This is a genomic window from Legionella moravica DSM 19234 (assembly GCF_000423305.1).
Classification (GTDB): Bacteria; Pseudomonadota; Gammaproteobacteria; order Legionellales; family Legionellaceae; genus Legionella; species Legionella moravica.
Genome location: NZ_AUHS01000018.1, coordinates 59146 through 75503, shown reverse-complemented (window position 1 = coordinate 75503; position 16358 = coordinate 59146). Strand labels below are relative to the sequence as shown.

The following is a 16358-nucleotide window of genomic DNA, read 5'->3' as shown; positions in this document are numbered from 1 at the left end:
TTAGGGTCTGTATAGAAAAATTGACCAAGCATCAGGATGTATTATGACACAAATATTCACAGGAGAAGGCTTAGGTTTGCAAGGTTCCTCTTTAGGGCTGGGTAGTTATGGACCCAAAGGGGTTGCTGCATTGGGACAAAGCGGCGAGTCTGTTTACGTCAACGCCGCAAATGGAAATTTGGTTTTGCGCCAATCCGATGGGTTTTTAGCGGATATCGGGTTTGGTCTGGATTTATTTCAAACCTATAATTCCATGGGGGAATCCGGATCCAATTGGCGCTTCAATATGCAATCCAGATTGGAGATCTCCGGTGAGCCTAATGCTTTGGGTTCAACTGTAACTCGGGTTGCTGAAGACGGCCATAGAAGTCGTTTTATTTTTGATGTCAGAAAACAATGCTATATACCCGAAGAGGGCGGAACGGCTCGTCTTACTTACAGTCAAAATGGCTGGATGTATCGTGAGGGTGCTCAAAAGACAGGCTATCATTACAGTCAGGAAGGCCAACTAAGTGACATTAGCGATTTGGATGGTCATAGTGTTTCATTTTCCTATGATCATGGGCAATTGATCAGCATAACCGACAGGAGCGGCAAACAAACCATAAGTTGGTCATTTCAAAATGGTTTATTACGTGAAGTGAAAACCATTAGTGATGGAGTTACGGTACATGATTTGCATTATGAATATGATGAACAGCAACGTTTACATAAGGTAAGTCGTGATTTAGGTCAAGGAAAGACCTTCTGGATTACTTACAATTATGCTGGCGATTCCAACAGAATTAGTGACATCAAACAATCAGATGGCACAGCTCTTCATATCGAGTACGATGCTCAAGGCAGAGTAAAAAAACTGGTTGATGGTGAAGGCCGTGTTACTCTTTACGATTATCAAGCAGGAAAAACAACAGTAACCAACGGCTTGGGAGAGTCCTGGACTTATTATTATGATGAACACAATAAATTAACCGGTATTGATGGTCCAGAGCACTATCGGATTCGTTATTACTATGACGGAGCTTTATTAAGTTCTATTGTTCAGGGCAATCAGGTCTGGAATTTTCGTTATAATGACGAGGGCGATTGCATCTGGGTTGAAGAACCATCAGGTCAGGTGACGCAACGAGTTTATGATTCAGCGCATCATGTAATTTCTGAAACCAAATACCAACGTTTTGATGGGAATCACCATCCAATAAAACCACAAACAACCCGATACATCTATGATGAACGAGGTCATTTACGATTTACAATTGCCACTGACGGTACGGTTACCGAACGGCGTTATGATGAAGAAGGACAGTTAATCAGTACTCGTTGTTATTTACGTGCTGGTTATGATGTGGGCTCCGTGGGACAGGATGAGCTTCTTGGAATGCTGGAATTAGAATCCTGGGTGGCCAGGCAAAATCCCAAGGACGTCAGTTTGATTGATTATCGTTACGATTGGCGTGGTCAACTCGTTGAAGAACTGCACTACGCTCAGGTAGATTCACAAGGGTACGGTATAAATGCTGGCGCACTCAGTACTCGTTGCCGTTATGATGCCGCAGGGCGGTTAGTTGAAAAAAGCACTCCTGTTAATGGAGAGTGGTGCATTACCCAATACCTCTATGATGATTTGGGGCGTCTCATCCAAACCATAGATAATCAAAACCACAGCCAACGTTTTGAATACGATGATGCACATCAGCGAGTCATTCAAACCGATGCCAACGGCTTGCAAACCGTTCGTCTGTATGACAGAAGTGGTTTACTGCTTTCCGTCATGCGCCTGGACAGCGGCCATGCTTATGGCAGTACGACTTATAAATACGATGCAGCCGGTCGTTTGATTGCTGAAACAGGTGTGGATGGTCTGACTACCTATACCTTTTATGATCACCAGGGGCGGGTACAGGCGCAAGTGAGTTCCAGCGGTCAAGTGACCGAAACTTTTTATAATGATGAAGGTTTCATTATTAAAACCCGCCAATACGAACAGCGAGTTTCAACTTCTGGGTGGTTGGAACAGATCCCGACCTTTGAATCGATAAAACCACGAAACAGCAGCAATGATCGGATTTCTCAGATTGTCTATAACCAGTACAATCAAATCGCATATCGCATTGACTCTCAGGGCGCGGTCATTGGATATGAATACAATGCTATGGGGCAGGTGATTGCTACAACTGCTTACGCAAGAAGGCTCAGTGCGTTTAATCCCGATCACTTACTGACTTGGGACAGCATTCATTTGGATTTAGATGGCGCAGATCGGAGCGTGTATTATTATTATGATGCTTTGGGGCAGTTGGAGGCTAAGCTTGATGGTGAGGGATATGCTACAGAGTATCATTACGATCGTCTGGGGCATTTGATTGAAACCATTCGTTATTCTCATTCCATTTCCAATCGTTTGGATGGGACGTGGTTACAAGATAAACCTACTGCTTCAGTAAAGGACATACACACTTATAGCCTTTATGATGCACGAGGCCTTAAGGTGGCAGATATTGATGGTGAAGGTTATCTCACGGAATATCGCTATGACTCCAGTGGGTTATTAGTAGAAAAGTGTGCTTACGAGAAGGCTATTGATCAAAGAATTTTAATTAATGAAACAACGACGGTTGAGCAAATCCGGCCGCAAGCACACAATAATGATCACCGTACCACATATCAATACAATGATTTGGGTTTACTTATTCAGGAAAGAGGTCATAACGGTTTAATAACCACTTTTGTCTATGATGAAATGAACCAGTTAGTGGTAAAAACCTTAACGGATGAACCAACTCATTTGGCAAGGCAACAACGCTATCGCTACGATGCTTTGGGGAGAGTCATTCAAAGCCTGAATGAAGTTGGGTGCGTTTTGTTGGAGAAAGGATATCCTTCTCAAGAGCAAATCGAGTTGATTTGGCAAAATCACAGCAATTATTTTGAGTACGATAATTCCGGTTTATTGCTGAGTAAAACCAATGCCCTGAAACAGACAACTCGTTATTTTTACGATGAAGCGCGGGAGCTGAAGTATACCGTGAACGCTGACGGTGGCGTGATGGAAAACGGCTATAACTCTTTTGGTCAGGTAGCTTTCACCAGAGCGTACAGTGCTTGTTTAAAAATTAATCCAATGGGATTGAGCTGCGAGGAACTGAGTCAGCATGTTCAATTGTTGAAAGATGATCGTTATGATGAGTTGACTCGCTATGAATACAATACGATTGGTCAGGTCATCGCGCAATACAGCGGTAAGCGAGGGCTTGTTACTACCCGTTATAATGCTTTTGGAGAAGTTGATTTCACCAGTCAACGCATTAATTCCAATAGATCAACGGATACAGTATTTGAATACGATAAACGCGGCTTGTTCACCCGGCGTATCGACGATGTTGGCGGAATATCAAGGAGTACAGAGCTTCGTTATGATGCCTTTGGTTGGGTGACCGGGAAGATTGATGGCAAACTGAATCAAATCAATTATGTTCTTAATAAACGTGGTGAGCAGATAAGAATCTTTGATGCAACGAATCAATTTAAAAAAATAAGTTATGATGCGTTTGGTCGAGTGTTAACAGAAACAGATTATACCCATACAAACACAATCAAGATCTTTAGTTACGACGATAAAAACAGGACTATTACTTTATCTAATCCTAAGGAAAACACACTGGTCATAACACAGTTTAATTCCTTTGGAGATAAGGTTTCAATAAAAGACGCTAATGGTTATACCACGGAGTTTCATTACGATGAACAAGGGCAACTTGCTCGGGTGGATTCTCCTGAAGGGGCTTTTAAAGAATATCGGTATGATGAAGCAGGACATCTTATTTGGCAGCATGATGCTGGTGGACAAGTTATTGAGTATTGTTATGATGCGGCAGGCCATCTCTTGTCAAAAACAGTAGATCCCAATCAATTAAAAATAACGACCCTTTATCAATATGATGCCCTGGGCAGACAATTGCAAATCTCGGATGCTAATGGTTGCGTTAAGCGATTTGCATATGACGATCAAGGCAATTTAATACGAACTTGTGTTGATCCGGACGGATTGAATTTAGTTACCGAGTTTTCCTATGATGATCGCGGATTGTTACTCAGGCAAACAGAAATTAATTCACAGGGAGTGAACAAATCTATCGCCTATGAATGGGATAATCTCGGGCGACGAACAGCAACTATAAACGATCCCGACGGTTTGAAACTGACTACGACCTACCAGTACGATGCTAATGACAATCTGGTAAGTCAGACTGATGCCAATCACCACAGCACTCATTATCTTTATGATGCATTGAATCGTTGCCGTTATCAAATCGATGCTCGAGGCGTAGTTACTGAACATATTTACGATGTAAATGGCAATGAAAAACAAACAGTGACTTATGCCAAACCCATACCTCAACTGCTACATTACGATGAAGCCAGTTTAAAATCTGTTTTAAAAAAAGACGAGCAGCACGATCATAATCAGTTTCGCGTATTTAATACAACGGGCCAGCTGCTTGCGGCTTATGATGGCTTGGGCTATCTGACTACTTATAATTATGACGGCAATGGTAATCTGATCCATACGCGCCAGTATGCCAGCGCTGTTTCTCTTGACGATCTCAAAAAAGGGAACAGACCTCAACCATCAAAGGATGGGGGGAGAGAAATTCATTACGTGTACGACGGATTAAATCAACTCCGTTTTACCTGCACTAGTGATGGATACGTTACCGAATCCCGTTATGATAGGAATGGGCAATTAATCAGTACTACCAGGTACTCTGAGCAATTAAGTCTGGGTGATAATGTTAGCTACACTTTGGATCATGTTATTGAAAAATTAAAGCCCAATCCACTACGCGATCAAACCATCCATTATACCTACGATAAGGCTGGGCGTCTTTCCGTTGAGCTCAGCGCAGAAGGCATCGCCAAATCGTATCAATACGATAATCTGGGGCATGTTATTTCCAGTACCGTTCATGCTGAACGGGCCACGTTTTCCAACGATACATTGAATTTAAACACCAGCGTCAATGATCGAACCAATCATTTTGTGTATGATGCCGCGGGTCGTGAAGTCTATCGGATCAGCAGTGCAGGCAAGGTAGTTGAACGACGCTACGATGGAGTCGGTAACGTAATTGCCGAATTAACTCATTCAATACCCGTTCATCTGGCTCAATATAATGAAGAGGCTATCAAAAATACGATGGCTCAGGACCAACGAGCCCGAGTGACTGCATATGAATACGATGCTGTTGGAAGGCTTATCACTCAAGTCAATGCGGAACATGCGGCCACTCATTACACTTATGACGCCGAAGGTAATGTATTAACTAAAGCAGAGGCTAATCAGGCCGTATGGACTTATCAGTATGATGAAGCCAATCAGCTTGTAGAAACCCGATCACCCAGTATCAAAGTCTCTACAGCACGTGGTCAGGAATGGCGTTCTATACTAACTCGCAACAGTTATGACAGCTTTGGTAATTTGATTGGGGTTATTCGAGACGCCGAAGGTCAAAAGCAAACAGTGCTTTATGAATATGATAATGCCAATCACAAAATAAAAACGCTTTATCCGGATGCCAAAGTCAATTCCTCTGCCGCTCAAGCGTCCAACCAGAGACAGGAAGTCACTCTGACTTTGGTTGAGGAAATCCAATACAATGCTTTTGGTGAAGTCATCGCAAGCAGTGATAAAGCGGGCAATTGGAAACACTATGTTTATGATAACCAGGGGTTATTGGTTTATAGCATCGATACTCAAGGTGGTTTAACTTATTTTGAGCAGAACGCTCTAGGTCAACTCATTAGTAAAACAGTTTATGCCAATCGACTGGTGGTCAGCAATGACTTTGAATACACCAAAGGTACTATCAGCAAAGCATTAAGTATAAGCCGTTATGACAGGCATGAATTATATGATTATAATTTGGACAATAAGCTCATCGAAGTCAGCCGCGATCCGGTTCTAATGTATAATCCCAAAACCGGCCGTTATGATAAAACAATTAGTCCCACCACAAAAAATAGTTACAATGCCTTTGGTGAAGTCATTAAAACTGCTGTTCGAATCAATGAGTCCGAATGGGCTGAGACCTATACCTATTATGATAAAGAGGGGCATACTACGGCAGTTATTGATCCCGAAGGCTACTTGACTGCATATCAATATACCGTGTTCGGTGAAGTTGATACCATGACTGAATATGCTTTGGCTGCCCGTGATTGGAATACAGAGCATTTCACTCCAGGTCAAACCAGTACTAAAGATAGAACAGTCACTTACACTTATGATGCTTTAGGTCAACTAACTGCTAAAACATTAAAACAAGTGCGTTATGAGCGTTTAAAAGCCGGCACTAATTCTTATGAAACTCTTACAGGTGATCTCACCACAACGTACAGTTATGATGCACTTGGTCACTTAACATCGACTACTGACGCAAAGGGCAATATTGCCTATTGCTATTATGATGAGCTAGGGCAATTGATTGCCAAGGTAGCTCCTCAGACTCGTGAGGGCCGAGGAGCAACTACTTATTCTTATGATGCCTTGGGGCACTTGGTAGAAACACGTCGATGGGCACAGGGTGTTACAGAAGCCGATGTGACCCACTTTGTATTAAAGGGAGCTACCAGTCAGGACGTTGTTACGAGACAGGAATACGATAATCAAGGACAACTCATCATTGAAACGGATGGATCAAACCATCAGGTTAATTACAGTTATGACGCTAATGGCAATCTGGCGCGCAGTTGGCAGACCTTAAAACAGGCCGATGGCAGCACTTTGATTCAAGATAAACGATACACCTATGACACAGAACATCATCTTCTTCAAACTGCAACCTTTAAAAGTTCAGGTGCTTTGCATACTGAAGACGCACAATACAACACCTTTGGTGAGGTGGTAGCCAAAGGCAATAACGGCCAATACAGGACTCATTTCGATTATGACAGTTTAGGGCGCGTTTGGCGGTCAAACAGTCAGGGTTATTATCAGATTTTTGTTTACGATCTAACTGATAAAGTTACTCAAGTGGTGAGTTCGAGCAATATTTTTAGTGCTGAGAAGAACCGACATGGGGTAGATTTATCAAATGAATCTTTCGAACTAGAGGATAGTTTTGATCGGGATCGTTTTGAGTATGAATTACAAAGGCAGAGCAATATCTACGATAAATCAGGTCGTTTGATAGGTCAAAGAAAGGAATACTGCGTTAATTCCTCTGAACAGGGAAGAGACGTTTATTTACAAAATGCCACGCAATCACAAGCATTAGATAGATGGGGCAATATGTTGACTCATACTAATGCTCTGGGTCAGGTCACCCGATATGAATACAATGCCTTTAACCAGGTGATTCGACAAGAGTTACCTGAGGTAAGAGCGGTTGATGAGCATGGTGTGGGGAGGATGTTAAATCCGGTTAATATATATGCCTATGATGAACTGGGTCAGGCTATAGCTATGATTGATGCGAACGGCCATGCAGTAAGCAAAGAGTATGATGCCTTGGGACGGGTGATTTTAGAGCGTGATGCCAAGGGGAATACGCGTACCCGCCAATACAATTTGTTGGAACAATTGACTTCCTTGACCAATGAACTGGGAGGGGTAACAAGTTACACCTACGACCAGTCTAATCGTTTGATTGCAGTGCACACCCCAAAAACGCATCAGCAGTATGAATATGACGAAGCGGGTGAATTAATTAAACAAATTAATGGCGCTAACGAGACGAGCAGTTTTTGGTATGACGCTGTAGGGAATCAAATAAAACGTCGAGATGCGCGTGGTCTGGAAACCCATTATGAATATGATGATGCGGGCCATAAAACCAAAGAAACCGATGCTAATGGGCGCAGCCAGTCATGGATTTATGACGATCAGGGCCGGTTAAAGCAACATACTGATTTAGGTGGGCATACCACGTCTTATGACTACAATACGAATGGGTTATTAATTGAAGAGAGTTCCACTACAGGAAAGCACATCAAATACCACTATCAGGGCGATGGGGCACTGTTTCAATACGCTGATGAAGGGCTCAAAGAAACAGTCACGTATTCCTATGATGTTGATGGCCAGATGACCAGCAAGGAATCTTCGCGTGGAGACACCCTTAATGACGGTTGGATTCGAGAAACCGATCATTATCAATATGACACTTTGGGAAGATTGGTACAGGTACGACGCCGTCATCCTGATGATACCGATAAGCGTTTTCCAGATAAAGACCATGCCTTATTGTCTATTGATTATGAGTATGACAATGTGGGGAATATCCGTCATACCCACGTCCGAGCCAATTATACGGGAACTAATGCAGTTGAGAGTGATGATTATTATCTGTTTGATGAAAACAATCGCATGACGGTGAACAAGGGGCAATTAGTCAATGGTCAGATCATGATGACCAGCAGCCAAGGCAGTACATCAACCTATGATGCAGCTGGCAATATCAAGACCGCTTCGAAGTATGAGCATGGTGAATTACAAAATTATCATTATGTTTATAACAACGACAACCAACTCGAGTTGATTCAAAGAAATAACGTGAATCTTCAATCCAGGTTTTATGATGAAGCAGGCAGGGTTGTTCAGGAGAACAGTTTCGATGCGGCAGGAAATTTATCGCAAAAAAACATCATGTCCTATGATAAGGGTTTATTAAAGGCGCAAAGTACTTTGAATGGGAGCGGCGTTGAAGTATCCAAAACGAACTTTGAGCACGATAATGTGGGTAATGTGACCGAAATGAAGACACGCACTCATGCTCAGGGTAGTTCTTTGGGCAGTACACTGACTCATCAATACAGTTATGAACTTTGGGATAACTATTTGCAAAGTCAGGATACAGCCACTCATAGTGTTGATCAGGGTGGAATGACCACAGGGAAGAGTACTAAAATCTATGATATCAATGGCCAGTTAAAAGAATCTCAGGATGAGCAAAGCAGCAACAACACCTATTATCTGAACAGTGGCGTTGAAGGGATTAAGGGACGAAAGGACAAAGAGGGCCAAACCAGTTATTTGACTGTTGCAGGAAAAACCATAGGTGATTTACGTCTGGATAATTCAGGCAAACAGCACCTCACTGTTTATGGAGGTTTTACTCCTTCGGGAGCTCAGCAAAAAGCAGCAGAGGAGACTTCTGCTCAATACTCATGGCAACGTGATACAGGCTCGCGCACGACCAGCAATTTTTTAGATCGCGCGCCAGGAGACAATGCGGATGGCACTTTGCCTGAGGCACCGCAAGATAATCTAGGAGCCTACACGGTACAAACGGGCGATACTTTGGAGCGTATTGCCTTGCAAGTATATGGAGACAGCAGCTTGTGGTATGTGCTTGCTGACGCCAACGGCATTAGCGATAAAAGTGCTCAGGCTGGAAGCAGCAGCCAACTTCACGTAGGTCAACGCTTGAACATTCCTCCCGTTGCTACGGGCCAGCAGCACACGAATGGCACACAAAAGATACTCAATGCCAATCAAGTTCTGGGCAACACCAGCGCAACAACTGCAAGTCCAGTTGTAGCGGCAGCTCCGCCACCCTTACCGAAAAGACACGGCGGACTCTTTTCAAAGATTGTGGTGGGCATTATCGGTATAGTAGCTACGGTGATGACTGCAGGGATATTAGGCTCACTAGCAGGCGCGTCACTGGCAAGTACATCACTAGCAAGCTCAGGCGGGTTATTTACACTTGGTTCGGCAGTATTGTCAGGCACGGCGACAGCTACCGCAGGAGTCACCCTTGCCGCCGGTTTTGCTGCAGGCTTTGTCGGCAGTATAGCCAGTCAAAGTGTCGCCAAGGCAATGGGAATGCAAGAGCAGATGAATTTCAAAGGAGCCTTAATCTCAGGCCTGGCTACCGCAGCGACAGGAGGATTTTTACGAGGAATAAACAACAACACATCCTACGGTAACTGGGTAAGCGATATGGATAAATTATCGGTTTCCAAAACATTCAGCATCTCAAGTGCCGCCCAAATGATGGAACAAAACACAATAAGCCAAAGCATCAGCCTCACCCTCCAAAAACACCAACACTTTGACTGGGCCCAACTAGGAGCAGCCGGACTAACCGGAGGATTAGCGGGAAGCACAGCCGGAAAAAATGTAACCCAAAAACTCAACACACTCGATAAAGGCACAGGGATCCTCTCTTCAGAAGCCAAGGCAATAACTCATGCCGGAGCCGAAGCCGCGGTAACAGGTGCTCATTTCAACGCCGTAGATGTTGTATCCAATAACCTGGGCAACGCAATGGGGGACGCACTCGTTGGTTTAGCAGGAGCACTTGAATTACCTGAGTCCAAGAAAAAAGAATTTCCGGATGAGCAGTACTTAACAGATACTGTTCTTAATATGATTCATCCAGAGAGGACTGAGAATGAAATTATTAACGATTATTTGGCAAAACAATCGAAGCAAGGAAGAGAATTAAAAGAGTCTAACGCTGATGTTTCAATAGCCACTGAAGGCTATTATTATATCCAATATCCTGGTCGTGTAGGTGATGTTATCAGTAGCCAATGGTCATCCGGGTTTAAGCAAGGAGAAGGTGCTCTTGAGCAAAGTTTCTTGTTTGGTTCGGAATTGACTGCATTAGAGAGTAATGGAAATGATAATATTAGTTTTGAGAGAAAGGGGTATTGGAATTTCATAGAGAATGGGGTGAAGGAGTTTATCGGTGAATCTAGTAATGGTTTTGAAAATACCGGACTTTCTATAATCGATCCCATTTTAAGTTTATCTGCAGAGGAAATATGGAATATCAGAGCTTTTCAAGGAACCATTAATCAAGTTAAAAAAGTAGGACGAATTGATGCCATCGAAAAACTTGTTGGATATGATAGAAAGAAATTGTATATATTATCGGAAAAACAGGTAGCTGCCAATTTAGATAATTTGCAACAACATGTTTTGAATGCTCACAATAGATACCCCAATGTGCCTGTTGAATTAATCAATGCGGTTATTTACCACGAAAGCAAGGGGGTATGGAATGCGGTATCCTATACTGGTGCTTTAGGAGTGATGCAACTTACAGCAGATAATTACTATAAAGGGCCAAATGCAAATTTTAACCCATTTGATGTGGGTAAGTCTATTAACTATGGGGTAGGAATGCTAAGTAAATATTTAAATAAATTTGGTTCAACTCAAGATGGAATAAATAAGACACTTGCCGCATACAACCAAGGGGAAGGTCATGTTTCGAATTCTATAAAAAAATATAATACTGATTGGGTGAACCATATTCATAAAGATGGAAGGGATTATATACATAAAATTGAGCGTATCCGGAATAATAATGACAAAATACCGGGGTATTTTGGAGAAAAAAGATGAGGGTTTGCTGTTTATTAATTGCATTTATTTTTAATATCAAACTTTATGCAGGTTATACCAAGCCATGTGAGGTTGTCGGTTTTGATAAGCTGGTTGGATATATTACTCTTTCAGATGGCCATATGGCTGCCTCATTATCTTATGAGCAGCAAGAATATGAACTAATTGAATTGTTTAAAAAGTGCACCCATACTGCGGCTGTTTGCATGGTAGATATTGATTGGGAAAGAAGAAAAGGAACGACAAATTGGATAAGTGAGCAATTGATACCACCAGTTGATGGAGATTTTGATACTTCAAAAAGAGAACTTATTTTTGCTTTGTTACAATATATTGATAAAAAGAGTGGCGCTGGAGTTTGTATAGTAGCTAAAAATAATTTTGCTCAAGTTCTTCCCTGGTATGGTAGAAGTTGGGTAGTTACTGATCAAGATATTAAGGATTATGAAATTTATGGCTCCCAGTTTCATATTTCAATGACACCTAATAGTTTGTATGAAGCACTATTAGACGTACATAATGAGGCGGTATGGATGGCTGAACATATGAAAAAACCAGCGTAGCCTGGGAGAAGGCCCCAAGGGCCGAATCCCAGGTTTTCATTTTATTTCGAAGGCACGATAAATCCCTATAATATTCGACTAACAGGAAATCGAACTTCACAAACAATTATGGTTCATGTTCGCAGAGATTTTACGCCGGGCGGTACATATTTTTTCACTCTTGCTTTGAGAAATCGGAAATCACAATTATTAACTCATCATATTGATTTGTTGGGTGAAGCATTCCGGAAAATAAAACAAAAATATCCTTTTTGTATGGAGGCTATAGTCGTATTGCCTGATCATATACATACAGTGTGGAAACTGCCTGCCAATGATTTTAATTACTCTTTACGCTGGCACCAAATTAAATCTTATTTTACAAAAAGTTTAATAAAGGAACGCGTAAAAATAACAAAAGATCACCGAGGAGAGTATTTTCTCTGGCAACGTCGTTTTTGGGAACATCGAATACGTGATGAATCAGACTTACAAGCGCATATCGATTATATTCACTTTAACCCGGTTAAACATGGATATGTATCCTCAGCAAAAGAATGGCCATATTCCAGTTTTCATCGTTATGTTCAGAATGGAGTATTGCCAGAAAATTGGGGGGCTGATGGAGTTCAAGGGGAGTTTGGAGAGTGAATGAATGTGAATGTAAACCTGGGATACGGCCCTTTGGGCCTACTCCCAGGCTACGCTGGCTGGACGTAGAGTCGATTCATTTACAAATAATCATGATTTAATATTTTATTATGCTGTGATTGGCGATATTAATCCAACAAAGAAAAAGTATGATGTAAAGATTGTTTGTGTTGATTACAAAGGCACCCCCATATTGCAGGGTAGCGTTAAAAGATCTCTTATTGGATTTACATGCCACATAGGTGGGGATATTGTCAAAGGATATACGCAAACATTGGGTTTGAACCCTAAACTTGGCGCAATGGTAAAAGATCAGGTTGTCCCATTAAAAGATGGAGATTATTGCATTAAGTTATATTTTGAAAATAAATTAATTGGTATTACAAAATTTAATTATTATGTCATCAAGAATAAATTGTGAGTGGTCATTTCTATAGTCATATTAATCATGGTGCGATAAAATTATTCATTATTGCAATATATATTATGTTTATTAATAATTCACTAGTATAAAGAAATGACATTTACTATCGCTATAATCGGTTTAGGGCAAATGGGCACTTCTTATGCCAAGTATGCTTCAAGCATTGCAAATAAAGTTATCTGCTATGATAAGGATACAAACCAAAGCTCTACCTTTAAAAAAAGGGTATTGAAGGACAATAACCCGTTTGATGTCAGTAACAATATATCAATAAATATCGATAAAATTGAAATTGTTGATACTCTAAATACAGTGTGGGAACATAATCCTACTTTAACCATTGTAACCACTCACAAAGATTCTCATTGCTATTATTCTAGTCTGGCAATGCGCAACAACAGTCATGTTTTAACTGAAAAACCTATGTGTATTAATTTAGAAGAAGCTGAACAACTCAAGCAAGTTTCGTTTATAACCCAAAAGAAACTTTTTGTTGGTTTTTCATTGCACGGAACCCCTGCGTTTTTAAAGCTAAAAGAATTAGTCCATAGGAATGACCCAAAGTTATTTAAAAGATATCGGGTTTATAGAATTGGAGCTGTTCCAGAAAATTACATGGACAGGGTTTCTGCACGATTTGATTTGTTGTCGCATGATACTGACTTTTGTTTACAACTCTTTAGCATGCCCAAGCACACCTTGGTTGACGAAATAAGCGCACGAAAATGCAGTAAATTATGGAGTTATTCTGAATTTGAAGTACAAATGGAAGGCTTCATGCCCTTAACTCACCCGAATGGCTTTGAATATGGGTTTGAATTAATTTATGCCAATCAATCAAAACTCATTTTTTCAAGTAAAGATTTAAATCATCTAATTATAAAAGATTCAGATGAAAAAATTATGGAAATTATTTCTCTCACCACATGCTCTCCATGTCAAAAAATCTTGGAAAAAGCAATAAACTCTATAATTAATGATGATTATGATCAGTATCTTCTCAATGAATTATCCATCCAGAATGGTGTTAACTGCATGAGCATGTTAATTAATGATCATAGGTCTGGACTGGATGATTAATCTATTTTCAGCACTGTTACTTTTATTACCTACATTATTTATTTTGCTGGCAAAAAATGCAAAGAATCAATCAGAGTATGTAACCGCTGGAAAAAACACCAATTTATTTTCTTTAATTTCTTGTTCATCTTGATCCGCTTAAAATGTAATTCGTGATCGATATCACCGGCATCTGTGATCGGCATGGAGTGGTATATGCAATTTTAACACAAAGACCATGATTGCCATTGACATAGGTAAATACCATAAGTATAATAAATGAGCATTTAAAGCATTTTTAATGCTAAATTTGATTGATGTGCGACTTATCTTCTCCATCTAGACAATTGGAGGACTGGTTTTAGGACCTAATTATTGATTTTATAATGGGTTTGTCGCTGAGATTAAGTAGAATTGAATCCGCATGCACTATGCATTCTTTGAGACTTATAATTCAGCGAATAGCTAGTGCTCTACTCTCTTGAACAGGTTTCATTTGTACTCTTTCTCTCATTTAAAAACTATTGCTGAATACGGCCATGATTTATTTGGAGTTAAAAATGAAACACTTTGTATTTTTAGACGTAGACCAAACGTTGCTTTACAATACTGATGATCTGAATCAGGAGCTATTAACCTCTTTACGGGGTCAGGGCGTCACTGATATCTACCTTTTTACTAATATGGATTTGACCGACTTGCGCACCGTTGGCTTGGGTGTAGGCCTGGCTCGTCATGAAATTATTCAATGGATTAAAGAACAGGGTTTTACAGTTCATGATGTAATTACACCCGCAGATACAGGTAACTACGATGATCACGGTCAACTAAAACGCATTGGTACAGCGTATACTGAATTATATTCAAATCTGATGATGCGAATACAACAAAACGGCTCTCTTGATTTACAGCGTTACAATTCAAACCCAGAGGATTTGGCTGACTATTTTATTAATAATAATCAATGGCTTATGGCATCATCAATTACACGCCATAAAATAAATAATCTTCCAATCAACGACATATCTATTCCAACTTTGCGAGTTTGCTTAGTGGATAGTAGAAATGGAGCATTTGTGAAATGGCTTGATAGAGACAGTTTAATTGAATTTTTTAATAGCGATGCCGAAGCGAAACAGCAATTCAGGATTGATCATCAGGAAGATCCTTTAAATACGATCCAGTTTAAGGGAGGCATGTCTTCAAATAATAAAGCATTAATGATGCAGCTTGCTGCTGGTGAATTAATCAAACAACACGGCCCCATAGTTATTTCCTTTTTTGATGATGAGGAAAAACACCTTTTACACTCAAAAGAACTTATGGAGGGTTATGAAAGATCTGGTTTGCTACAACTGAATACCTGCCATATGCCAGCCGATTTCGAGACATCCCAAAGTGATGACGCCAAGCAAGCTTATCAAGCAACGCTTGCACAATCAATAATTGCACAGAGAAATGAAATTGTCCTGGAGTCGTCTTTGCGCGTGCTGGATGGATGGATAAAAACAAAACAGCAGAGAACTCAGGCAATTAGCCAAGTACGCGAACAAATGGCCTTTGCTACTAGTTCACAAATGCTTAAAATTGCAAACATGGCACATATGGGGTATGGAGTATTCAGTGAAGTCTCTTTAAAAACTGCATATAAATGCTTGATTATTGCTTATTTAAAAGCGAAAAATCATGAAGAGCTAAATGATACAAAAATGGCTATTCTTGGCTTTTTAAATAAATATGGCATTGAACATATAAATTCAGATCGAGTTACTGATGAGCAAGTTGGCTCAATTTTTGATCTTTTAACTAATATTCCTCACCATGAATCCAAAGTCTCACCAGCAGCGAAAATGCTTCTTAATCGTCTTATTTCTTTACAATTATTAAAATTAAGTAGCTTCAATGAATTAGATTCGCCTGGGTTTCAAGACGAAATAGGAACGTTGTCCTGGCTTCGAGAGACAAAGGCAACAGCCGAACAATCTCAGCTTATCCGCATCAGCCAGTCAGCGCCCGGAGCACCTGAATCAACGCTCCCTGTTGAAAACAACTATGCGGGAACCTCGTCTTCAGAAGCAAGCTCTTCCTGCAGAACAGAACCCAGTTCATCAAGCTTGGCGAGAGCCATGCAACCCAATGGCGACGCACGTAGCAGGCTTTCACGTGGAATCAGCTTCTTTGGAAGTAAAGTAGATGAAGCCGAAAGCGCTGGATTAACAGCCAGTCTTGGCTCACCGTCAGCATAAGCCTTTGCTTAAATTCCCTCATAATAAAGTTGAGTTATCCTAAGGCAACGTTAAGTTGCCTTTATTTATGCAAA

6 protein-coding genes are annotated in these 16358 nt (G+C 40.8%); all 6 read left to right on the top strand.

Annotated features, from left to right (window positions below; all coding sequences use genetic code 11):
- The first annotated feature begins 43 nt into the window (after window positions 1-43).
- On the top strand, window positions 44-11362 hold the full coding sequence (locus tag G543_RS0104985) for a transglycosylase SLT domain-containing protein (RefSeq protein WP_028383560.1): 11319 nt from the start codon (window positions 44-46) through the stop codon (window positions 11360-11362).
- Window positions 11359-11925: a hypothetical protein gene (locus tag G543_RS0104980; protein WP_028383559.1), complete on the top strand. Its 567-nt coding sequence runs from the start codon at window positions 11359-11361 to the stop codon at window positions 11923-11925. The genes G543_RS0104985 and G543_RS0104980 overlap by 4 nt, the downstream gene beginning before the upstream one ends.
- A gap of 108 nt (window positions 11926-12033) precedes the next feature.
- Entirely contained in the window at window positions 12034-12555 is a 522-nt protein-coding gene (locus G543_RS0104975) for an REP-associated tyrosine transposase (RefSeq protein WP_028383558.1), read from the top strand.
- A gap of 115 nt (window positions 12556-12670) precedes the next feature.
- Window positions 12671-12976: a hypothetical protein gene (locus tag G543_RS0104970; protein WP_028383557.1), complete on the top strand. Its 306-nt coding sequence runs from the start codon at window positions 12671-12673 to the stop codon at window positions 12974-12976.
- A 96-nt stretch (window positions 12977-13072) separates the two neighbouring features.
- The gene (locus tag G543_RS0104965; RefSeq protein ID WP_028383556.1) at window positions 13073-14059 is read left to right on the top strand and encodes a Gfo/Idh/MocA family protein; all 987 of its coding nucleotides are present in this window, start codon (window positions 13073-13075) and stop codon (window positions 14057-14059) included.
- 539 nt (window positions 14060-14598) lie between these two features.
- The gene (locus G543_RS0104955) at window positions 14599-16284 is read left to right on the top strand and encodes a hypothetical protein (RefSeq protein WP_028383555.1); all 1686 of its coding nucleotides are present in this window, start codon (window positions 14599-14601) and stop codon (window positions 16282-16284) included.
- The last annotated feature ends 74 nt before the right edge of the window (window positions 16285-16358 follow it).

Excerpts from the sequence above, each read along its gene's own strand:
- G543_RS0104985 (WP_028383560.1), top strand. The coding sequence starts at position 44 with ATGACACAAATATTCACAGGAGAAGGCTTAGGTTTGCAAGGTTCCTCT.
- G543_RS0104980 (WP_028383559.1), top strand. The coding sequence starts at position 11,359 with ATGAGGGTTTGCTGTTTATTAATTGCATTTATTTTTAATATCAAACTT.
- G543_RS0104975 (WP_028383558.1), top strand. The coding sequence starts at position 12,034 with ATGGTTCATGTTCGCAGAGATTTTACGCCGGGCGGTACATATTTTTTC.
- G543_RS0104965 (WP_028383556.1), top strand. The coding sequence starts at position 13,073 with ATGACATTTACTATCGCTATAATCGGTTTAGGGCAAATGGGCACTTCT.
- G543_RS0104955 (WP_028383555.1), top strand. The coding sequence starts at position 14,599 with ATGAAACACTTTGTATTTTTAGACGTAGACCAAACGTTGCTTTACAAT.